Below are 23,937 nucleotides of genomic sequence, written 5' to 3'. Positions count from 1 at the left end.
GTTTTACTCATGTATTCCTATTTTTAAGTACACATTAGCTGTGGCTAATGTGTAAGAACCACTACATAATAAATCATTAGTGGCTCTTTATCATTTCTGTCCCACTCCCTTGAGCCTACAATTTTGATTATGTATCACGTTCATAATACTTTCCAATTTGAAATACCCTGTTCGCAATTATTAGTTGAGTTATATCAACCAATACAGTGTAAACATAAAAATTCCAAACCGTTTAACAGTATATCAGAAAAAATGATAATCATTTCTTTTATTTTTATTAAATTTCATAATGATTCATATAATATTCGCATTAAAACATCACAATACTGATACACAACAAAAAGAGCAGTACATTTGTCATGCACCACTCTCAACAAATATATTTTTCAATGAAGCAATTACGCGATCTTACAAATACTATAAGTATAGCTGAATCACATATTATATTTATTTTATAATCGAATTTAGAAATTCATCACTTATCTCATAAATTATTGGTCTACTTTTAATTTTAACTAAGTAGTTATCATATTTTTTAATTGTATTATTAATTTTTACTCTTCCTACTCCCAATATGTTTTCTAAATCAATTAATGTTAATCTATTTCTTTTATTTCCAAACAATTTATCCATTGAAAGGAGATACAAAAATTCATAATCTATCTGTTTATAATGACTAGTTAAATAAAGCGTTAATTTTTCAGTCGCATCCATTTTTGGTATTAACTCATCAAGTATTCTTTCTTGTCCTGCTATCAATAGCTCAAGCATTGTGTCAATAAATTCCGTCAAATCACCACAATTCAAATGATTTGAAGCAGTCATAAACGCCTTGTAATATTTCGATTTATTTCTATTTATAACATATGAAAATGTCAAAGCAGTATAATTATCATAATAATCACTCAAGAGCTTGGCAATTATAAATCTTCCAACTCTACCATTGCCATCATAAAAAGGATGTATATATTCAAACAGATAATGACTAGCCATGATTTTGAACGGCTGAGGCGCATCAAAATATTTTAAAAATGTTAGCATTTCACCTATATATTCAACAATTTTGGTTTCAGGTTGTAACCCAACATGTATATATTTATTCGTTGACCCATCATGCACACCGACAAAATTTTTACGAAATAGCTCTCCATCTAACTTATCTTGTTCGTTAATTTCATTTGAAACTAATTTATCATAAATCGCTCTAATGTCTCTTACATTATCAACTTTAATTTTTTTATTAAGTTCTATCTCTTTATATTGATCCACGAGGCCTCTGAACTTAAGAAATTCTGATGCTTGGTTATTTAACGCATGTGCAATCTCTTGTTTAGTACTAAATACATTTTCAATTTCATTAGTACTTTGTAATTCATCGATTAATAAATCATTAAAATATTGTTCTCTAGCTGCATATGGTAAAGAATTAAGTGCTCTATCAATTTTTCTACTATTAATTGATATTAATTCTTGTTTTTTTGATAGATTTTTAGTCACCATAAAGAATAGAGGATATTCCAAATCATTAACTTTTTTTCCATTTTCCATAGGTATGATATTAATATTAGTATTGAAAGAAGCTAAAGAATTAAATCTTTTAGTATACTCTTCCTTCATTTTACTTTCATTGTGTTCATGAAAAATACTTTTTAAAGTTCTGTAACCCATTTGCAGCCTCCTCTACTCATTTAAAATGTATTTTTTGTCCAATAAATCCATTTTCATTAGATTAGCTAAATATTATCACTTTTTTTCTTTAAAAACTATATAAATATCTATTTATCCAAACAACTGAAACAGAAGTTTCATCACAACAAAAAGAGCAGTACATTTGTCATGCACCACTCTCAACAAATATATCTAATTATGCTTTATAAATGAATCACCGGAAATCAAAATACATCTTGCCTAATACTAACAACATTTACAGTGATGCTATTAGTCAAAATGTCTTTTAAAATAACTGAAGTACTTCTTTGAATGAGAATATACCTGTCAATATTGTAACAAGTACTGCAACGATACCAAAGATGAACATCCAATTTGGGTGTTTATAATCACCAACAATTGATTTCTTTTTACTTGCAATCAAAATTGCACCTAACGTAATAGGTAAAATCCATCCATTTATCGCGCCTGCTATAATTAAAAGGCTGATTGGTTTTCCAATAAATAAGAAAATCATTGTTGAAATAACGATAAACACAATCACAATTAAATTACTTCTTTCGTTAAGTGATTTATGAAGTGTTTTTAAAAATGTTGCGCTTGTGTATGCTGAGCCAATTACTGATGACATAGCTGCAGCAAATAACACAATACCAAAAATATTCTTTCCAATTGGTCCAATTGCGTGTTCAAAAACTGACGCTGGTGGATTTTCAGAACTTAGTGTCACACCTGTTACAACAACACCTAATACCGCTAGGAATAGTAACGTTCTCATAATACCTGTAGTTAAAATACCAGCAATTGCTGATTGATTTACAAATGGTAAATATTGCTTACCTTTAATGCCAGAGTCTAATATACGATGTGCACCTGCAAAGGTAATATAACCACCTACAGTTCCACCAACTAACGTAATGATTGGCAAGACTAATTTCATTGGATGTTCTGGCGCAAATGTATGCACAAAAGCATCACCATAAGGTGGATTAGAAACAAACATCACATATGCCACAACTAAAATCATCACAATACCAAGAATCATTGAAACAACGTCCATAATTTTTTGGCCACTTTTACTTACAAAGATTAATATTGCAAAGATTGCAGTAATAGCTGCGCCCCATTTTACATCTAATCCAAAAATTGCATTTAAACCTAAACCGGCACCAGCAATATTACCAATATTAAAAGCTAGACCACCAAATGCAATCAATATTGAGATAACAGTACCAATGTTTGCGTTAAAAATGCTGGCCCAATTGCAGAAGTTGCCATCAAAAATACAGAACCTAATAATAACCTTTTATGATTTTTTGTGAATTCAAAGTCACTTTCTTTTTTAAGCTTTAAATTTCTCCCCATTTTTTAGCCCCCTATAAGGATTGAATATCAATGCCTTCTTTCATTAAAATTTCTCTAATTTTCGAAACAAATAATAATGCATGTTCTCCATCACCATGCACACAAATTGTATCTGCTTGTAACGTTACTTCCTTATTGTTTTTTGAAATAACTTTATTTTCCTTCACCATCTTTAAAACCTGCTTAAGTGCTTCGTCAGTATCAGTAATCACAGCATCACTTTCTTTTCTACTAACGAGCTGCCCATCATCTTCGTATCGTCTATCAGCAAACACTTCAGAAGCTGTAATTAATCCGACATTCTTTGCTTCTGAAATTAGATATGAATTTGCTAATCCTACTAACACTAGTGATGGATCAAAGTCATAAACAGCTTGTGCTATAACGCTTGCTATTTCTCTGTCTTTTGCACCCATCTGATACAACGCACCATGCGGTTTAACATGATTAATTTTAACTTGATGAATGCAACAAAACCCTTGTAATGCACCTAATTGATAAATCATCAAATTATAAATCTCGTCGTTAGAGATATCTATATTTCGTCTGCCAAAGCCTTTCAAATCAGGTAAACCAGGATGTGCACCTACTGCAACATTATGTGCTTTGGCAAGTTTTACCGTTTCATTCATTACATTTTCATCACCAGCGTGAAAACCACAAGCAACATTCGCACTTGTAATTAACGGAATAATTTGATGATCACCACCAAAGGAATAATTTCCAAATGCTTCGCCTAAATCACAATTCAAATCAACTCGCATTATAATTCCACCCCTTTAACAATTTGATGTTTTTCTAAAAATTTAATATCAACATCTTTTGCATCTCCATCACGATATAGTGGATAATTTAAAACTGCATATAAAAAATCGGCAGTTGTAGAAAATCCATCTATCACCATTTCATCTAAGGTGGCTTTCAACTTATCAATTGCTGAAGCTCTATCATGAGATTTTACAATTACTTTAGCTACTAAAGAATCATAATATGGTGAAACTTGATAACCGTGATATAGTAAAGAATCGACTCGCACATTAAAGCCTTGAGGTAAATGTAACGCTGTCACTTTACCTGGTGTTGGTTGAAATTTCTTTTCAGGATTTTCGGCATTTATTCTCGCTTCTATCACATGACCATTAAATTGAATATCGCTTTGTGAAAAAGGTAAATGATTATGTTCCAATAAATACAATTGTGCTGCAACCAAATCACGTTCTGCTCGCATCTCTGTAACAGTATGTTCAACTTGTATTCGAGCATTCATTTCAATAAAGTAATGTGCGGTATCAGTTACTAAAAATTCAATCGTACCTGCACTTCTATAATTTGCTGCACGTGCAACTTTAACAGCATCGTTACATATTTGTTGTCGTCTTTCTTCAGTTAATGCTGCACAAGGAGATTCTTCGATTAATTTTTGATTTTTACGTTGTACAGAACAATCACGTTCCCCTAAATGTACAAAATTATCCTGCCCATCTCCCATAACTTGAACTTCAACATGTTTTGCAACAGGTATAAAAGCCTCAACATAAACACGATCATCATCAAAGTATTTTTTTCCTTCACTTTTAGCTTCTTTAAATGCCTTTTCTAAATCTTCAGCTTTCTTTACAATACGTATACCTTTACCACCACCGCCACTGGCAGCTTTGATAACAACTGGATAACCGATGTCTTTGGCAAGCTTCTCAATTTCAGACACATGGTTCACAGCACCATTTGATCCTGGAATCACAGGAACACCTGCATGATGAACTGTTTGTCTTGCTGTTATTTTATCCCCCATCATTTCCATCGTTTTTTTAGTAGGCCCTATAAACGCTATGCCTTGTTCCTCAACGGTTTGAGCAAATTTTGTTGATTCTGATAAAAAGCCATATCCTGGGTGAATTGCATTAGCACCAGTGATTTGTGCAGCAGATATGATGCGGTCAATATTTAAATAACTACCTAAAGCATTAGCTTCCCCAATACATATAGCTTGATCTGCTAAATGTACATGCAAGCTTTGCTCGTCCCCTTTTGCATAAACTGCTACAGTTTCAATCCCATATTCTCTGCAAGCTCTTATAATCCTTACAGCAATTTCACCTCTATTCGCAATTAAACAACGAAGCATTTACTTACCCCCTTTACTTAATACGTACCAAAACTTGGTCGTATTCAACATTTGTTCCATGATCAGCTACTATTTCAGTAATTTCTCCAGCAACATCTGTTGTTACCTCGTTTAATACTTTCATCGCTTCAACATATCCTATAATATCTCCCTTGTTAACTTTGTCACCGACATTCACAATTGGTTCAGTTAATTCTTTACTATCTTGTAAAAAGAATGTACCTACCATTGGTGATTTAATGTCATGATAATCATTTGTCGAAACATCGGAGTTATCATTCGCTTTTGAAGCTGTCAAATCATTATTGTTCATACTTTGATTTGATTGATTACTGTGTGCAGCCAAATGATTCGAGTCAGTGAAGTCAATTTCTATTTCATCTTCAAAATTTTTATATTTAAATTTCTTAACATCATTTTCCTTCACTAATTTGATTATTTGTTCGATTTTTTCAATATTCATTTTACAAATCCCCTTTTAAAATTGTTGCTAATTTTTTCGAAGTATGTCGCAAGCTAGATGTATCAAAAATTGGAGTCTTTTGATGACTCTTAAGAATTTCATTAAACAGAGACATTTGTTCCCGATTCTTATCTACAGCTTCTTGGAATGATATCCATTTAAATTGAATTGTATCTTGTGGTTTCATCTGTGCTAACTTTGGCAGATCAAATTTGCATACAGTTGCAATTTTGGTATAACCACCTATCGTTTGTTTATCATTAAGCAGAATAATAGGTTGACCATCATTTGGTACTTGAACACTACCAAGAGCAACCGGTTCAGAAATGATATCTGCTTGATTAATTGGTGCAACGCTGTCACCTTCCAAACGATAGCCCATACGGTCTGATTGTTCAGTAATTAAATATGGATGATTTACAATTTTCGCTCTAGCCTCTTCAGAAAATGCCTCGAATTGAGGTCCTTGAAGAATGTGTATAATATTATTTTCTGGCAATAAATCGTCCTGTAAATGAATCGTCTTTCCAATGTTTTCTTTAAAGTCATTATTTATTTTCACTGTTATTACATCATTAGCTAATAACTTTCTACCTTTGAATCCTCCTATACTGCTTCGGGTATGTGTTGCATAACTTTCAGCAATAGGAGGTACGTTGATAGAATGACCAAAAGTAAGATAACCGCGTGCACCTTTGGTTATAGCACCTATTTTTAAAATGTCACCTTTCTCAGCTAATATGACAGAATTCATTGATATAGTTTTATTATTTAGCGAGGCATTAACACTACCACCGGTTATAACAAATGTATTTTGCGTATTAAATTGAATGGTAGGACCAATCAAAGTATATTCAATCGCTGGACCATCATTGTTAATTAATAACTGCGCAACCTTAAAACTAAATTGATCCATGGCACCTGCGCCTGAAAATCCAATATGTTCATAACCTTTTCTTCCTAGATCTTGTACCGTTGAAAAGAGACCTGGTTGTAAAATCTTAATTGACATTTTCAATCACCACCCAGTCATCAACATTAAAGTTGCCATCTGATATATCTCTTTCGATTTGTATAAATTCTTGTTCATCTATTGCATAAAATTGTATCCATTCTCCTGCTTCGTACATTGACATTGGTTCACGCTCGCTGCTAAATACTTTTAACGGTGTGCGTCCAATAATTTGCCATCCGCCAGGAGAATCTGATGGATATAGTCCTGTTTGATTATTCGCAATACCTACAGAACCTGCATGAATTTTTAACCTTGGCTGATTACGTCTAGGTGTATGTAGTTGTTCATCAAGTCCGCCTAAGTATGGAAATCCTGGCATAAATCCTAGCATATATATTAAATAAGGTTTACTTGTATGTTTTTCAATAACTTGCTCAACAGTTATTCGATTATGCTTTGCTACTTCTTCAATATCTGGTCCATATGTACCACCATATTGAACAGGTATTTTAATAATACGATTGGTTTGATTCACAGCATGAACATTTTTTTCATTAAATTTGTTAAGTTCTAAATTTTCAATTAATTTAGAAGATGTTATAGCTTGTTCATCAAAATATATTAGAACTGCTCGATACGAAGGGACAATATCTTGAATTTCTAATATTTCTTTTTCTCGTATCCACCGTACCATTGCTGTGACATTACGATATGTCTCTTCGGATATTTTATTTTCAAAATAAATCATAATTGTCTGCTCGTTAATAAATCTTACATCCACTTTAAATCCCCCTTTGTATTGCAATAAACCAGTATTGAATACCTTTTCATTGTATCATTGAGAAGCACAAGTTGTTTAATAAGTAATTCAAATCGCATACAATAACAAATGATAATCAATTTGTTTTCTCGGAAATATTTTGCTTTTTTAAAATGGAGTAGTTAATATTGTAACTCTTACACTAATTTAGGTTCTGCTATCATTCGGTCTGATGGAAAATTTTTACTTTTCATCTGTCCGATTTTTTGATTTTGAATATAAAAAAGCACGACCGAAGTATCATTAACACACTTCAATCGCGCAATTAAACAATCTATTTGATCATTTATTGGATATTAACAATTTTTACGTTCATTTCGCCACCATTAGGTAGTGGAACACGAACTTCATCATCTAAACCTTTACCAATTAACGCTTTAGCCATTGGTGATTCATTTGAAATCTTACCATTAAATGCATCTGATTCAGCTGAACCAACGATTTGATAACTTTCCTCTTCATCACCTGGTAATTCTACAAACGTTACTGTTTTACCAATTTTAACAACGTTGTTATCTCCAGTATCTTCAATGATTAATGCATTTCTTAACATATGCTCAATTCTTTGAATATCTTGTTCGATGAATCCTTGTTCATCTTTTGCTGCATCATACTCAGAGTTCTCTGATAAGTCACCAAATGAACGTGCAACTTTAATTTTCTCTACAACTTCAGGACGCTTAACTGTTTTTAATTCTTCAAGTTCACGCTCTAATTTTTCAAAACCTTCTTGAGTCATTGGATATTGCTTTTGATTTTCCATATTGTCATCTTCCTTTACTGAATTATACTATTGCTTGCTAACTAAAGACTGAATTTTTGTTGTCATAATATCTATTGCAACTTTATTGCTCCCACCTTCAGGAATAATTATATCAGCATATTTCTTAGTCGGTTCAATAAATTGGTCATGCATAGGTCTAACAACACTTAAATATTGATTGATAACAGAGTCCATTGAACGCCCACGCTCTTTAGTATCTCGTGTTAAACGGCGTAATATTCTCAAGTCTGCATCTGTATCAACATATATTTTAACATCCATCATATCACGTAATACCTTATTTTCTAAAGCGAAAATACCTTCTACGATAATAACATCTTTAGGTTTAAAATCAATGGTAATGTCACTTCTTGTATGACTAGCATAATCATATGTCGGTACTTCTACTGCTTTACCATTTTTCAAGTCTTTAAGATTTTCAATTAATAAATCATTATCGAATGCAAATGGATGGTCATAATTGGTTTCTAGGCGCTCGTCGAAAGTCAAGTGCTTTTGATCTTTATAATAGTAATCTTGAGCAAGTAAAGCGACACTATGACCTTCTAAGTTTTTCATAATTTCGTTAGTTACAGTTGTTTTTCCTGAGCCAGATCCACCAGCTATGCCAATGATTGTAGTAGCTTTCATTAGCCAATTTCCTTTCTCATCATGTTGTTTGGATATATCGGGCGATCCACTTTAATTTGAACGATTTGTAATGGATGGCGCGCCGCGTCTAAGCTGTTACCTTCTTCATCATAAATTGCTTCTACTACTTGTGTAAATGTTTCAATTTCTGGACCAAAGAATTCTATTTCTTGACCTGGTTTAAAGTTATTTCGTTGTTGAATAGTCGCAATTTTTGTATCTTCATTATAGTCTAATACCAAACCACAAAAATCAAATGGTGATTTTTTAGATTGTTGTTGACCAAACATCTGTTCTTCATAACCAGGTGTTCCCTCAAAGAATGCTGGTGCAGTGTCTCTATTTGCACATTTATCTAACTCTATTAACCATTCCGGATTAATCTTAAAATTGTCAGGATCTGCCGCATACGCATCAATGACTTTACGATATACTGAGACAACTGTTGCAATATAATGAATTGACTTCATACGTCCTTCAATTTTTAATGAGTCCACACCAATATCCATCATTTGAGGAATTGATTCGATTAATTTTAAATCTTTAGGACTCATCGCAAACGGTGTAACTTCACCTTGATTATAAAAAACATCAAGTTCACCATTATCATCAACTTCTAATAATTCATAATCCCAACGGCAACTTTGACAGCAACCGCCTCTGTTGGAATCCCTTGCAGTCATATGATTACTTAATGTACATCTACCTGAATAGGCGATACACATAGCACCATGAATAAATGCTTCGATTTCAATATCTACTTTTTCCTTCATTTCACGCATTTCCATCGCGCCGGTCTCACGTGCTAATACAACACGATCCAATCCTTCTTCTTTCCAATATTCTACAGCTTTGTAATTAGAAAGTGATTGTTGAGTAGATAAATGAATTTCAAGTTTTGGCGCAACTTCTTTACATGTTTCGATAATTAAAGGATCTGCAACAATGATACCTGTCGCACCAGTCTTTTCCAAATTACGCAAATATGATTCTAGACCTTCAATATTCTCATCATGTGCAATAATATTTGTCGTAACATAAATTTTGGCACCGTAACGGTTCGCAAATTCAACACCTTCAGCTATTTCTTCCATCGTGAAATTATCAGCATTTGAACGTAATCCATATTCTTGACCACCTAAAAATACGGCATCAGCGCCATAATGTACTGCTATTTTTAACTTTTCTAAGTTTCCAGCAGGTGCTAATAATTCTGGTTTCTTCATAACTGTTTTAGGAGTTGATTTAATCTCTTCTATTGTCTTCATGATTAACCTCCTTAATATACCGTTTGTTTATATAAGAAACCTTCGTCAAATGGTCGATGATCAGGTTGAATTTCTTCAATTGGGTCCATCAACATAAATTTCTCATCTTCATAGATTTCAGGATCTTCATTGTACAAATCTATCGCTTGACGATACTGTTCCGTTACCACATTAATATATTCTTCCGTTTGTAGAATACCATCGATTTTAAATGAATCTATACCCGCCTCAAAAAATGGTGCTAATTCTTCAATTAAACAAATGTCGTTTGGTGACATAATGTGCGTACCATTGTAATCTTCGTAAACTGGGTAATTATTTTGTCTTTCTTCATCATAAAGTAATAAAGATTGTTCATCATTGCGACGTTCAATTTTCATTTGGCGATCTTGGAACGTATAATAATTGCCTAGTAGCATACGCTTTGATTGGAACATACAAGTCATTCCTTGAACTTGCACCTCAATTTCCACATTTGAATTTTCTTTTATATTAATAATTTCATCCAAATTCAGCTCACGTGCTAAGACAGCTCTTGATGCGCCTCTTTTACCCCAGTAATTACATTGAAAATGATTAGTTACTAACGTCTCTGCATTCCAATGAAGTGGTATTGGATTCTCTTGCGCCTTCACATACATTACTACTGCTGGATCCCCGAAAATAATTCTGTCAACTCGTATTTCATGTAAAAAATTAATATAATCTTCTACAGCATCTAAATGATAATTATGAAATAATCCATTCACCGCCGCATATACTTTTTTATCGTTTTTGTGAGCTAATGCGACAGCCTCTGTCATTTGTTGTCTATTGAATTCCCCTGGAAGTCTTAAACCAAACTTTTGCTCGCCAATTACAAAAGCATCTGCACCTAAATCAATAAGTGTTTCCATATGGCTTAATGACTTGGGTGTGACAAGTAATTCTGTCATAGTCATTCTCCTTTAATTGAAATCGCTAATCCATCGTCTATATTTAAAAAATTCGTTGTATATCCTGGTTGCTTTATTAACCACTCATTATAATCTTGAACCTTTTTAACCATTTGTCTTACATTTCTCGATCTAACAATCCCAATATCCGATACAAAACCGTGATATAAAACATTATCTGTAATTACGAGACCTTGGTGCTTTAAAAGTGGTGTATATATTTCAAAAAATTTCTTTGATTGCGCTTTTGCTGCATCAATAAATATCATATCATAAACTTTGTCATTTACATTTTCAAATTGCTCTAAAGCATTACCTTCAATAATTCGAACCTGGTTTTCAAAATGATAAGTAGCTAAATTTTGTTTAGCATATTGAATCATCGTTTCATTACGCTCTATCGTTGTGACATGAATGTCATCAGATATAGAAGCGAATTGCATAGAACTATAGCCGATTGCTGTACCAATTTCTAAAATATTTTTAACATTATTCATACGAATTAATTGCTTAATTAAATCTAATGTTAAACGATCTACAATTGGCACTTCATTTACTTCGGCAAATTCACGCAAAACTTCGATTGAACTATTTTGATGTTGATGTAAATCTATTAAATATTTTTTATTTAGGTCATCCATGTTTTAAACTTCCTTTATGTAAAATAAGTCAATATGATTATGACAATAAAATAAATCAGCCTTCACAATTGATTATAATTTTGCCAACCAATTAAATGACTGATTTCGTGTTAGACGCAAAGCTATTTTATTTATAGAAGCGAATCATTCATATAAAATTTAACTTTAGATATTTTACCATATTTTCAATAAAATTATAAGCGTTAATTATTTATACATTGCTTAACTTAAAAAAATACTCTTGCCTCCCCATCTTAAGGTTAGCAAGAGTAAAATCTTTTTAATTATTCTTCCATTTCAGTATTTACAACTTCTTCAATCATGTCCCATTCTTCATCAGTTTCGATTGGTACTAACTTACCACCGTCACCTGACTCATCTGGTTCATTGATCATTGGTACAAGCTCAATCATATCGTCTTCATCTGATTGAGCACCTTCTTCAGCTAAGATAACATACTCTTTTTTGAATTCAGGATGATAAAATTCTAAAACTTTTCGGTATAAAACTTCATTTCCCTCTTCATCGAATAAAGTTAATAATTCTTCTTCGTTATTAATTTCTAGTTGTGAATCATGATTATGTTCAGTCATAGTAAAATCTCCTTTTAATGTAGTGAATCTAAATAGCCTTGTAAAATAAATACCGCTGCCATTTTATCAATCACTTGTTTTCTTTTTTGTCTTGAAACATCTGCTTCTAATAATGATCGTTCAGCAGCCATTGTGCTTAATCTTTCATCCCACATCACAATCTCAATAGAAGGATAAGCTTCTAATAATTTTTCTTTATATGTTAACGAAGCTTCGCCTCGAAATCCTATTGAATTATTCATGTTTTTAGGTAGTCCTATTACGACTGTACCCACATTATGTTTTTTAATAATGTCTACTAATTGGTCAATACCTAATTCATTATTTTCTTCATTGATTCGGAGTGTGTCTAATCCTTGTGCCGTCCAACCCATTATATCACTAATTGCAATTCCTACCGTTCTACTACCGACATCGAGTCCTAAAATTTTATGTTGTAACATAAATTATTTATTTTGCTCTTTTAAATAGTAAGAAACAAGTTCTTCCATAATAACATCTCTATCAATATGACGAATTTGATTTCTTGCTTCATTTTGGCGTGGAATATACGCAGGGTCACCTGATAATAAATAACCTACAATTTGGTTTACGGCATTATATCCTCGTTCATCTAATGTTCGATAAACATTATTTAAAACATCTCTTACATCTTGCGTTGGAAGTTCTTCATAGTCGAATTTCATTGTTTTATCAAAGTTTTCCATTTGCGACACTCCTTTAATTACAAATATAACTCACTATCATCATACAATATTATGGCTTTAAATTATAGATTTTTAATGTAATCTTTAATAAAGCTTAATGATTTTGAGATATTTTCAGGTTGTGTACCGCCACCTTGAGCCATATCTGGACGACCGCCACCTTTACCACCAACGATTGGTGCCATTTGTTTGATAAGATCACCGGCTTTAACGTTATTTGTTAAAGATTTAGGGACAGTTGCAACCATCGATACTTTATCATCAACATTACTTGCAAGAATGATAATTGTATCTTGTAGTTTAGATTTAAAATCGTCCATTGTCGAGCGAATTGCTTTCGCATTTGGTACATCCACTTCAGTAACCAATACTTTATAGCCATTGATTTCTTCAACTTGATTTTCAATATTACCCATTTTAAGTGATGTGATTTCTTTGTCACGTTGCTCTAATTGTTTTAATAATGCTTTTTCTTCATCTTGTAATTGTGTTAACTTATCGACTACTTGATCATCAGATTTCACTTTCAGCTGTGATTTCATCGTATTAAATTTCTCTTGAATATCTTCTAAATATAAGAAAGCTGCTTTACCTGTTAATGCTTCAATACGACGCACACCAGCTCCTGTACCTGACTCACTTACTATTTTGAATAAGCCAATTTCAGAAGTATTGCGGACATGAATACCACCACATAATTCAATTGAAAATGGTGCCATATTTACTACACGCACAACATCACCATATTTTTCACCGAATAATGCCATTGCGCCCATTTCTTTAGCTGAAGCAATATCCATTTCTTGAATGTTAACGTCAATACCTTTCCAAATTTCTTCATTTACTAAGCGTTCAACTTGATCAATTTCATCATTAGTCATTGGACCAAAATGAGAGAAATCAAAACGTAAACGATCTGCTTCTACTAGTGAACCAGCTTGGTTAACATGATCACCCAGTACTGATTTCAACGCTGCATGTAATAAATGTGTTGCACTATGGTTCTTTTGAATGTCACGTCGATCATTTTGGTTCACTTCAGCAGACACTGTAGCGCCAACATTTACTTGGCCAAATTGTACTACTCCTTTATGCAAGTTTTGACCATTTGGTGCTTTGGTTACTTCACTAACAGCAATTTCAAAATTGTCATTATAAACAATACCTGTATCCGCAACTTGTCCACCACTGACTGCATAAAATGGTGTTTCCGTTAACATGAAGTATACTGTTTCACCCGCTTCAACTTGTGAAACTTCTTCACCATTATATATCAAGTGTGTTAGTGTTGTTTGAGCTGTCGCAGTATCATAACCAACAAAAGTACTTGCAGATGTAATATTTTTCAATACTTCACTTTGAACTTGCATTGATTGAGAATTTTGACGTGCTTGACGTGCACGATCACGTTGTTGTTGCATTTCTGACTCGAATGTTGTCATATCAACTTTCAATCCTGCTTGCACTGCTATTTCTTCAGTTAATTCAATTGGGAACCCGTACGTATCATACAATTTAAATGCATCTTTCCCATTAATTTCATTTGTTGTCGCTTTAGCTTTTTTAATTAATTCATTTAAAATCGCTAAACCATCTTCTAATGTTTCATGGAATCGTTCTTCTTCAGACTTTATAACACGCTTAATGAAATCTGCTTTTTCCTTAACATTTGGATAATATGGTTCCATAATGTCTGCAACAATATCAACAAGTTTGTACATAAATGGCTCATTGATTCCTAACGTTTGACTAAAACGAACGGCACGACGTAACAATCGACGTAATACATATCCTCTACCTTCATTGGCAGGTAATGCACCATCAGAAATTGCAAATGCAATCGTACGAATGTGGTCAGCAATTACTTTAAATGCCACATCTTGTTCGTTGTTTACTAAATATTGTTTACCTGATACTTTTTCGATTTCATTCATTATAGGCATAAATAAATCTGTTTCATAGTTAGTACGTACATTTTGAGAAACTGAGGCCATACGCTCAAGCCCCATGCCAGTATCAATGTTTTTATTAGGTAATGGTGTGTAACTATGATCTTTATTATGATTGAATTCACTAAATACTAAGTTCCATACTTCAAGATAGCGTTCATTTTCTCCACCTGGATACATTTCTTCTGCCGGATCGTCTTGTCCATATGCTTCTCCGCGATCATAGAAAATCTCAGTGTTTGGTCCTGAAGGCCCTTCACCAATATCCCAGAAGTTACCTTCAATGCGAATAATACGACTTTCTTCAAGCCCAATATCTTTATGCCAAATGTTGTATGCTTCCATATCTTCCGGATGAATCGTAACGTACAATTTATCTGGCTCCATCCCCATCCATTTATCACTCGTTAAAAATTCCCAAGCAAATTCAATCGCTTCTTGTTTAAAATAATCACCAATTGAGAAGTTACCTAACATTTCAAAGAATGTATGGTGACGCGCTGTGAAACCAACATTTTCAATATCATTTGTACGAATAGCTTTTTGAGAGTTTACAATTCTTGGCTTTTTAGGTGTTTCACGTCCATCAAAATATTTCTTTAATGTTGCTACACCTGAATTAATCCATAATAATGTATCATCATCAATTGGCACTAATGGTGCAGAAGGTTCAACCATATGTCCTTTTTCAACAAAGAAATCTAGATATTTTTGTCTAATTTCACTCGCTTTTAACTTTTTCATCTTTTACACATCCTATTTACTGTTTTTAAATTACCATTCCATAAAAATTGATGACACAGATAGTCGATTTGAAAAACTAGTATAAATCAATATCATTTTTTATTATTAAAAAATAAAAAACGCCCATCCTCAAAAGGGACGAACGTTATCGCGGTACCACCCTAGTTATAAATGCAATTCAACACATTTATCACTTTAAATCGACTATACAGTTGTGCATAAAGTAGCGTTCACTAATGTTTGTTGTACTTTTCACCAACCAGTACATCTCTGATAAACAAATCATTAACTACTCATCTTTATACGAATTTAATTCTATTTTAGTTACATTTACTCTTGTTGTCAACGTTCTATAAAGTCATACGGCGTGATTTCTCCCATATTAATCATTGGGTCAATTTTAAACATTGTAGCTTCCGTTAATACATTTATATCTGTTTTTGTTGAATCAGACGTAACTTCTCCACTATCATTCGATGACATTGGCGCTTCTACTTGATCATCTATTGTCGTTTGTGAAGCTCCTGTATCATTAGTTGCTGTGTTTTCCAGCATTTCTTCATCTTCTGAATTAAAATAATTTTTCAACAATGTACATAATTGTGTTAAACGCGCTTGACCATTTGTTTTTAATCCAATATCAAATGCTTCTGGATCACCAAGTAGAACTAAACTCGTTTTCGCTCTAGTTAAACCAGTATATAATATCGGTCTTTGTAACATTCTAAAATACTGTTTAACAATAGGCATGATAACAATAGGAAATTCTGAACCTTGTGATTTATGGATTGATGTACAATAAGCATGTGTTAATTCCATCATATCTTGTTTCGTAAATGTAATTTCATTACCTTCAAAATCCACAACAAGTACATCTTTATTAAGGGCATTTTCTTTCGCCCAAAAAATACCAACAATAACTCCTATGTCACCATTGAATATGTTATCATTTGGCCTATTAACAAGTTGTAATACTTTGTCACCTTTTCTAAAGACTACATCACCAAACTCAATTTCTCGTGTGTCTTTCTTTTTAGGGTTTAAAATATCTTGTAAAACTTGATTTAAACGTTTAATACCGGCATTTCCTTTATACATTGGTGCAAGCACTTGAATATCAGCCATAGTATACCCTTTATTAACAGCACTAGTAACTACCTTCTCTACAACTGTTGGTATTTGGTTTGCCTGACAGTTAATAAAACTTCTATCATGAAAACGCTGTGTAATATCAATTTTCTGACCCAACTTCATTCGATGTGCTAATTCTATAATGCTTGAACCATCTTGTTGACGATATACTTCAGTCAGATTAACTCGTGGTATAGCTTTCGATTCAATTAAATCTTTAAATACTTGACCAGGACCTACAGAAGGCAATTGGTCCTCATCACCTACAAATATCAATTGTGCATCTAAAGGAACTGCACTTAAAAATTGGTGGAACAACCAAGTATCTACCATAGACATCTCATCAATGATTATGAGTCGTGCGTTTATTTCATTTTCTAATATATCCTCTGGCTTTGTGTCTTGATTCCAACCTATTAAACGATGAATCGTCATAGCTTCTAATCCAGTTGACTCTTGTAGTCTCTTGGACGCTCTTCCTGTTGGCGCTGCTAATACAACTGGATAATCATCATTGACATAATCATCATAATCTAATGATAAGCCATGAATCTCAGCATATAATTCAACAATACCTTTAATTACTGTCGTTTTTCCTGTTCCCGGTCCACCGGTTAATAGCATCACCTTAGAATTGATAGCCGTTTGCAAAGCTTCTTTTTGTGAAGCTGCATAGTTCACTTGATTCGCATCTTCTATTTCACCAATATGCATTTGTAAATCTGACTGTTCAATTTCTGTAAGTTTATTTGTATGCGTCTTTATTCTGAATAAGTTTTGAACACTTTTGATTTCAGAATAATACAAACTTGGAATTGCAACTTGTTCATTGTCAATAATTAGTCGTTTTTCCTCATTTAAGTATTGCAACATTTCGTCTAATTTTTCAGGTTCGATGACCTCTTCATCTTGATAATTTAATACATCAACCGTTAAATCTATAACAACATTGATAGGCAAATATGTATGTCCCTGTTTAATACATTCTTCTTCTAACGTATAGAGCAACGCAGCTTTTAATCGTTCATTATCGTTATAAGCGATACCAATATTTCTAGCAAGTTGATCTGCTTTATTAAAACCAATACCTTTAATATCATAAATCAATTGATATGGATTTCGATCTAAAATAGTCAGTGTATCGCCGAGATAAAACTGATAAATTGCCATTGAAAGTTTAGGACCAAACCCTAAATCATGTAAACGAATCATTATTTTTTCAGATTCTTGATTTGCTGAAATTTGTTCTGCAATTTGTTTCTGTTTCTTTTTAGATAATCCCGAAACTTTTTCTAGCACTGAATGGTCATCTAATATATCATTTATCGCATTGTCACCTAATGTATTAACAATATTTTGAGCTGTCTTTTTACCTACACCTTTAAACAAATCACTAGATAAATAACTTATAATTGCTTCTTTCGTTTGTGGCATTTCTTTTTCAAAAGTCTCTGCTTTTAATTGTTTACCATAACGTGGATGATCAACAACTTGCCCTTTAAATGTGTAGACATCGCCTTCAACAATATTCGGAAGAAACCCTACAACAGTTGGCATTGTATCAAAGTCTTCATTTGTTTCAATAGTATCTACTTTAAGCACTGTATAAAAATTATCACTGTTTTGAAACAATATCGCTTCAACAGTACCTTTGATCATTGAATAATCAAATAGTGTAGGGTCTGACATGTTACTCCTCCTCTTTCATTTTAGTGAATGTTTTCAGCGCATGCTGACTTAATAAGTGTTTAGAGTCGATAGTCACAGCTTCTTTAAAATGAGTTATTGCTTCATCAATATCTTCATTTTTCATAAATAACGCTAAGCCCAAATTGTATCTTGCATCAACATGATTTTTATCAATCGTTAATACATGTTTAAGTTGAGTTATGGCTTCATTAAACATTTCTAATTGACATAATACAAGACCATATTGAAATTGAACTTCTGCATCTTTGTCTTTATCTAGTTCCGCAGCAGTCATTAAATACGGCAATGCCAGCTTAAATGATTCTAACTGATTAAACGCCATACCGATCATATAATTACAATCAACTTGTTCAATCTCTGTTTGTAATGCTTGTTGATATAATTTAATAGCTTCTTGATAACGTTGCTGATTATAATATACATTTGCTAGATTATAAAATACGACGCCATTCTTCGGATCTATTGTTAAAGCTTTTTGGAAAAAGCGCTCTGCCTTTTCAATCTCATTCGCATCAGCAAGTACGATACCAGCATTAATATAATTTTCAATAATTGTAGGATTTTCTTCGATATTTCCGAACAATGCTTGTAACGCTTCTTCTATTTTTCCATTTTGTATGTATTGATAAATTGTTTGTTGATCTATCATTTACGAACCTCATTTCTCATCAATTATAACATCTTGATAAATTGTATGTCTCGAATCACTTAACAACGAATAAAATATAATCTAATATCATCTTCATTCATGAAAAAGCGGGAATGGAATAGAAATGATTAAGAACCATTAACGGTTTATTATGTAATGGTTCTTCCACATTAGCCACTACTATTATGTACTTAAAAATAGGAATACATAATTAGACTCATGCATAGGGAGTGGGACAGAAATGATATTTTAACAAAATTAAATTCGTTTATCCCCAACTCGCATTGCCTGTAGAATTTCTTTACGAAATTCTCTGTGTTGGGGCCCCATCCCCAACTTGCACATTATTGAAATCTGACTTTTGGTCAGCTTCTGTGTTGGGGCCCCGTCCCCAACTTCCATTGCCTGTTGAAATTGGGGTCCCAATTTCTCTGTGTTGGGGCCCCGCCAATATAACATTGTAGAGCCTAGGACATTGTGATGTCCCAGACTCTATCATCATGAATTATTCTCATCAAAAACTGTCTTTCGTCATTTTCGACGTTGAAACTTCAAATAAGTAATTTATTGTTGCCATTGTTTATACAACATAATTTAATTGACCTTCATTTTTGAACACATCGTCAATTGTTGCTCCACCAAGACACACATCACCTTGATAAAAAACAACTGCTTGTCCAGGTGTGATTGCTCTTACTGGCTCAGCAAAAGTAACACGTAGTGCATGGTCGTTTTCACGTTTCACAAAAACTTTCGTATCTTTTTGGCGATATCTAAATTTAGCTGTACATTCAAAACCTTGATCTAAGTCATTATCTTCTGGATTTACAAATGAATAGTCTGAAGCAATTAAGTAATCACTGTATAATGCATCGTGATGGAATCCTTGTTCTACATATAAAACATTATCTTTTAGATTTTTACCGACAACAAACCAAGGATCGCCATCTCCACCTATACCTAAACCATGTCTTTGTCCTATTGTGTAATACATCAACCCACTATGTTTACCCATTTTCTTACCATCAAGTGTTATCATATCACCCGGTTGCGCAGGTAGATATTGAGATAAAAATGTTTTAAAGTTTTTTTCGCCGATAAAACAAATACCTGTAGAATCTTTTTTCTTAGCAGTAACTAGTCCTTGTTCTTCAGCAATTCGACGCACTTCAATCTTTTCGATGTCGCCAATTGGGAACATCACTTTTGAAAGTTGTTGTTGGGATAATTGATTCAAGAAGTATGTTTGATCTTTATTATTATCTACACCACGTAACATTTCAACATGACCATCTTCATGACGATGTATGCGTGCGTAATGCCCTGTTGCTACATAATCTGCACCTAAATTCATCGCATGATCTAAAAAGGCTTTAAACTTAATTTCTTTATTACACATAACGTCTGGGTTTGGAGTACGACCTTTTTTATATTCATCTAAGAAATACGTAAAGACTTTATCCCAATATTCTTTTTCAAAATTAACAGCGTAATATGGAATGCCAATTTGATTACACACTTCAATAACATCGTTGTAATCTTCAGTTGCAGTACATACGCCATTTTCGTCAGTGTCATCCCAGTTTTTCATAAATATGCCAATGACATCATAACCTTGTTCTTTTAAGACGTGGGCTGTTACAGAACTATCTACACCGCCTGACATACCAACGACAACACGTATATCTTTATTTGACAATTATGACTCCTCCTTAAATTTAAAATATATTTTATGAATTTCAGCTACAATTGCATTAATTTCATTTTCAGTAGTCAATTCGTTAAAACTAAATCGAATCGAATGATTTGATCGCTCTTCATCTTCGAACATTGCATCTAAAACATGCGACGGTTGTGTAGAGCCTGCTGTACATGCAGATCCAGACGACACATAGATTTGTGCCATATCCAACAATGTTAACATCGTTTCAACTTCAACAAACGGAAAATATAGATTTACAATATGGCCTGTAGCATCCGTCATTGAACCATTTAATTCAAATGGAATCGCTCTTTCTTGTAATTTAACTAAAAATTGTTCTTTTAAATTCATTAAATGAATATTGTTATCGTCTCGATTCTTTTCTGCTAATTGTAATGCTTTAGCCATCCCGACAATTTGTGCAAGATTTTCAGTACCTGCACGGCGTTTCAATTCTTGTTCACCGCCAAGTTGAGGATAATCTAATGTGACATGGTCTTTAACTAATAATGCACCGACACCTTTTGGTCCTCCAAACTTATGAGCAGTAATACTCATTGCGTCGATCTCAAATTCGTCAAACTTAACATCAAGATGTCCAATTGCTTGAACCGCATCAACATGGAAATATGCATTTGTCTCAGCAATAATATCTTGAATATCATAAATTTGTTGCACTGTGCCAACTTCATTATTTACAAACATAATAGATACTAAAATCGTCTTATCTGTAATTGTTTCTTCAAGTTGGTCTAAATCAATAGCACCTGTATCATCAACATCTAGATATGTTACATCAAAACCTTCTCGCTCTAATTGTTCAAAAACATGTAACACAGAATGATGTTCAATCTTCGATGTGATAATGTGATTACCCAATTGTTCATTTGCTTTTACTATGCCTTTAATTGCCGTATTATTCGATTCTGTTGCACCACTCGTAAATATAATTTCATGTGTATCTGCACCAAGTAATTGTGCAATTTGACGTCTTGACTCATCTAAATATTTACGCGCATCTCTTCCCTTAGCATGTATTGATGATGGATTACCATAATGCGAATTGTAAATCATCATCATCGCATCTACTACTTCAGGTTTTACTGGTGTGGTCGCAGCATAATCTGCATAAATTTCCATGTTTGGACACTCCTCACAATTTTATCAATGTTCCAATAATAGCACCTTACATACTATTTTTCTACTTTTCTGTTTAACTTTATTTATAATGTTTTTAATTATATTTTACCATTTTCTACACATGCTTTTCGATAGGCTTTTTTAAGTTTATCGCTTTATTCTTGTCTTTTTTATAAATTTTAGTATTTGCAGATATTTTTTCATTCGTAAAATGTAACGTACTATTATTTTGGTTATGAGCAATTTAATATTTATCTGGTTATTCGATTGGTATACTTCTTATATCATACAAAAGGAAGGACGATACAAAAATGGCGATTAAATATTCAGCATTAAACCTTGTCCCTATTCGAGAAGGTGAAGATGAACGAACAGCAATTAATGATATGGTTAAGCTCGCACAACATTTAGACGAATTATCATATGAAAGATATTGGATTGCTGAACACCATAACGCTCCCAACCTAGTAAGTTCAGCGACTGCTTTATTGATTCAACATACGTTAGAACATACGAAACACATACGTGTAGGTTCTGGAGGAATCATGTTACCTAACCATGCTCCATTAATCGTTGCGGAACAATTTGGCACGATGGCAACATTATTTCCAAATCGTGTCGATTTAGGATTAGGACGTGCACCTGGAACAGATATGATGACCGCAAGTGCATTAAGACGAGATCAACATGATGGTGTTTATAAATTTCCGGAAGAAGTTTCATTATTACAACAATATTTCGGTCCCGCTCACCAACAAGCATATGTTCGTGCTTATCCAGCAGTAGGTAAAAATGTGCCTTTATATATTCTTGGTTCTTCAACAGATTCTGCACATTTAGCTGCTCGTAAAGGGCTTCCATATGTGTTCGCTGGACATTTTGCACCTCAACAAATGAAAGAAGCTATCGAAATTTACAAAACGTTATTTGAACCTTCTGATGTATTAGACGAACCTTATGTTATTGTATGTTTAAATACAATCGTTGCTGAAAATGATGACGAAGCACAATATTTAGCTTCATCTATGGCACAAGTAATGGTTAGTATCACTCGTGGCAGAATGCAGCCCGTTCAACCGCCAACACATGAACTACAAAATATATTAACGCCGAGAGAATATGCGATGGCTATGGAAAGACAGAAAATATCATTAATAGGTTCAGAAAATACTGTTCAACAAAAAATTCAAGATTTTATGGAAACTTATGGTGAAGTCAACGAAATTATGGCAATAAGTTATATTTATGATAAAGATATGCAATTAGACTCTTATCGTCGGTTCAAGAATGTTATAAATCAGATAAATGAAAAAAACACTTTATAATGTGATAAATAAACTAAGTGAAAGTATGTATCCATAATATTAATAAAAATAAACAGTAACAGCATTTTGAATAAAAGATGTCTTTATTGTTCAATCATTTATTTTAGTAATGATTCAAATTCACTTAAAATTCTAAAGCAAATATGAAAGCGCCCCTTCAACTTTACACTGTGTTAGTGTTTATTTGATGGGGCGCTTTCAAAATATTGAAAAGCATATCCAAAATTTAAAGAAATTTATTTCTCTTTATCTTCATTTTCTTTTTTCTCTTCGTTATTCGATCCTGTATATTCATTTATCTTATCTTTTACATTTTTAACTTGTTCATTATCGCTATTTTTAAATTTTTCTACTGCGTCTTTAGCTTTATCCATAAAACTCATATTAATCGCTCCTCTTATATTTAATTAGTTTAATTGAACTTATTTTTTAAGTTTATCAATTGCATCAGTTATTTTGTTTTTAGCATTTTCAACAACTTCTTTTGCTTTACCAGTCGCTTTATCTTGCTGACCTTCTTTTTCTAATTCTTTGTTATCAGTAACGTTACCTACTGTTTCTTTAACATTTCCTTTAAATTGATCGAACTTACTTTCGTCTGCCATAGTGAAACCTCCTTGGATGTATATATTT

22 protein-coding genes, 1 pseudogene and 1 other annotated feature are annotated in these 23,937 nt (G+C 32.9%); of the genes and pseudogenes, 1 reads left to right on the top strand and 22 read right to left on the bottom strand.

Going from position 1 to position 23,937, the window contains the following annotated elements; genetic code table 11:
- Positions 1-447: 447 nt before the first annotated feature.
- From IDG66_RS09075 to IDG66_RS08980, 20 genes and pseudogenes are all read right to left on the bottom strand, one after another.
- The gene (locus IDG66_RS09075; RefSeq protein WP_000542318.1) at positions 448-1,668 is read right to left on the bottom strand and encodes a Fic family protein; all 1,221 of its coding nucleotides are present in this window, start codon (positions 1,666-1,668) and stop codon (positions 448-450) included.
- 286 nt (positions 1,669-1,954) lie between these two features.
- Positions 1,955-3,033 (bottom strand): annotated as a pseudogene (locus IDG66_RS09070) (NRAMP family divalent metal transporter).
- Between the two features lie 11 nt (positions 3,034-3,044).
- Positions 3,045-3,797 carry a 5-oxoprolinase subunit PxpA gene (gene pxpA / locus IDG66_RS09065; RefSeq protein ID WP_206172190.1) on the bottom strand — a complete coding sequence of 251 codons (753 nt, stop codon included), beginning with the start codon at positions 3,795-3,797 and terminating at the stop codon, positions 3,045-3,047.
- Positions 3,797-5,158, bottom strand: coding sequence for an acetyl-CoA carboxylase biotin carboxylase subunit (locus tag IDG66_RS09060; protein WP_000942750.1), 1,362 nt, complete (start codon positions 5,156-5,158; stop codon positions 3,797-3,799). Before IDG66_RS09060 ends, pxpA begins: the two co-directional genes overlap by 1 nt.
- A gap of 13 nt (positions 5,159-5,171) precedes the next feature.
- Positions 5,172-5,621, bottom strand: coding sequence for an acetyl-CoA carboxylase biotin carboxyl carrier protein (locus IDG66_RS09055; protein WP_001019340.1), 450 nt, complete (start codon positions 5,619-5,621; stop codon positions 5,172-5,174).
- A 1-nt stretch (position 5,622) separates the two neighbouring features.
- Positions 5,623-6,633: a 5-oxoprolinase subunit C family protein gene (locus IDG66_RS09050; protein ID WP_000023324.1), complete on the bottom strand. Its 1,011-nt coding sequence runs from the start codon at positions 6,631-6,633 to the stop codon at positions 5,623-5,625.
- Positions 6,623-7,357 (bottom strand): 5-oxoprolinase subunit PxpB, encoded by a 735-nt coding sequence (pxpB, locus tag IDG66_RS09045; protein ID WP_000383179.1) that lies wholly within the window; start codon positions 7,355-7,357, stop codon positions 6,623-6,625. The genes IDG66_RS09050 and pxpB overlap by 11 nt, the downstream gene beginning before the upstream one ends.
- 325 nt (positions 7,358-7,682) lie before the next feature.
- Complete coding sequence (greA, locus tag IDG66_RS09040; protein ID WP_000431312.1) at positions 7,683-8,159, bottom strand: transcription elongation factor GreA; 477 nt, start codon at positions 8,157-8,159, stop codon at positions 7,683-7,685.
- Between the two features lie 27 nt (positions 8,160-8,186).
- Positions 8,187-8,810: a uridine kinase gene (gene udk / locus IDG66_RS09035; protein WP_000648617.1), complete on the bottom strand. Its 624-nt coding sequence runs from the start codon at positions 8,808-8,810 to the stop codon at positions 8,187-8,189.
- Positions 8,810-10,078, bottom strand: a complete 1,269-nt coding sequence (locus tag IDG66_RS09030; RefSeq protein ID WP_000848304.1) for a peptidase U32 family protein — start codon at positions 10,076-10,078, stop codon at positions 8,810-8,812. The genes udk and IDG66_RS09030 overlap by 1 nt, the downstream gene beginning before the upstream one ends.
- An 11-nt stretch (positions 10,079-10,089) precedes the next feature.
- Positions 10,090-11,013, bottom strand: coding sequence for a peptidase U32 family protein (locus IDG66_RS09025; protein WP_000137775.1), 924 nt, complete (start codon positions 11,011-11,013; stop codon positions 10,090-10,092).
- Between the two features lie 2 nt (positions 11,014-11,015).
- Positions 11,016-11,654 (bottom strand): O-methyltransferase, encoded by a 639-nt coding sequence (locus IDG66_RS09020; RefSeq protein ID WP_000342266.1) that lies wholly within the window; start codon positions 11,652-11,654, stop codon positions 11,016-11,018.
- Between the two features lie 284 nt (positions 11,655-11,938).
- Positions 11,939-12,247 (bottom strand): DUF1292 domain-containing protein, encoded by a 309-nt coding sequence (locus tag IDG66_RS09015; RefSeq protein WP_000134779.1) that lies wholly within the window; start codon positions 12,245-12,247, stop codon positions 11,939-11,941.
- Between the two features lie 14 nt (positions 12,248-12,261).
- The gene (gene ruvX / locus IDG66_RS09010) at positions 12,262-12,690 is read right to left on the bottom strand and encodes a Holliday junction resolvase RuvX (protein WP_000939059.1); all 429 of its coding nucleotides are present in this window, start codon (positions 12,688-12,690) and stop codon (positions 12,262-12,264) included.
- Positions 12,691-12,693: 3 nt separating this feature from the next.
- On the bottom strand, positions 12,694-12,954 hold the full coding sequence (locus IDG66_RS09005; protein ID WP_000426912.1) for an IreB family regulatory phosphoprotein: 261 nt from the start codon (positions 12,952-12,954) through the stop codon (positions 12,694-12,696).
- Between the two features lie 62 nt (positions 12,955-13,016).
- Complete coding sequence (gene alaS / locus IDG66_RS09000) at positions 13,017-15,647, bottom strand: alanine--tRNA ligase (RefSeq protein WP_000734072.1); 2,631 nt, start codon at positions 15,645-15,647, stop codon at positions 13,017-13,019.
- A gap of 131 nt (positions 15,648-15,778) precedes the next feature.
- Positions 15,779-15,956: a binding site (T-box leader), on the bottom strand.
- A gap of 33 nt (positions 15,957-15,989) precedes the next feature.
- Positions 15,990-18,467 carry an SF1B family DNA helicase RecD2 gene (recD2, locus tag IDG66_RS08995; RefSeq protein WP_001283312.1) on the bottom strand — a complete coding sequence of 826 codons (2,478 nt, stop codon included), beginning with the start codon at positions 18,465-18,467 and terminating at the stop codon, positions 15,990-15,992.
- 1 nt (position 18,468) lies between these two features.
- Positions 18,469-19,137: a tetratricopeptide repeat protein gene (locus IDG66_RS08990; protein WP_206172189.1), complete on the bottom strand. Its 669-nt coding sequence runs from the start codon at positions 19,135-19,137 to the stop codon at positions 18,469-18,471.
- Positions 19,138-19,717: 580 nt separating this feature from the next.
- Positions 19,718-20,836, bottom strand: a complete 1,119-nt coding sequence (mnmA, locus tag IDG66_RS08985; protein WP_000066094.1) for a tRNA 2-thiouridine(34) synthase MnmA — start codon at positions 20,834-20,836, stop codon at positions 19,718-19,720.
- Positions 20,837-21,979 (bottom strand): cysteine desulfurase family protein, encoded by a 1,143-nt coding sequence (locus IDG66_RS08980; RefSeq protein ID WP_000409158.1) that lies wholly within the window; start codon positions 21,977-21,979, stop codon positions 20,837-20,839.
- Between the two features lie 311 nt (positions 21,980-22,290).
- Between IDG66_RS08980 and IDG66_RS08975 the strand changes: the two genes are divergently transcribed.
- Positions 22,291-23,304 (top strand): LLM class flavin-dependent oxidoreductase, encoded by a 1,014-nt coding sequence (locus tag IDG66_RS08975; protein WP_000985895.1) that lies wholly within the window; start codon positions 22,291-22,293, stop codon positions 23,302-23,304.
- A 236-nt stretch (positions 23,305-23,540) separates the two neighbouring features.
- Here IDG66_RS08975 and IDG66_RS08970 read toward each other — a convergent pair whose 3' ends face one another.
- Both IDG66_RS08970 and IDG66_RS08965 read right to left on the bottom strand, forming a co-directional pair.
- Complete coding sequence (locus tag IDG66_RS08970) at positions 23,541-23,687, bottom strand: SAS049 family protein (protein ID WP_000009238.1); 147 nt, start codon at positions 23,685-23,687, stop codon at positions 23,541-23,543.
- Between the two features lie 39 nt (positions 23,688-23,726).
- On the bottom strand, positions 23,727-23,909 hold the full coding sequence (locus tag IDG66_RS08965) for a CsbD family protein (RefSeq protein WP_000752909.1): 183 nt from the start codon (positions 23,907-23,909) through the stop codon (positions 23,727-23,729).
- Positions 23,910-23,937: the final 28 nt, after the last annotated feature.

It is taken from the genome of Staphylococcus sp. EG-SA-18 (assembly GCF_017151825.1).
Taxonomy (GTDB): Bacteria; Bacillota; Bacilli; order Staphylococcales; family Staphylococcaceae; genus Staphylococcus; species Staphylococcus aureus.
Note: the sequence above shows the minus strand (reverse complement) of the source record. Positions and strands in the feature narration are given on the sequence as shown.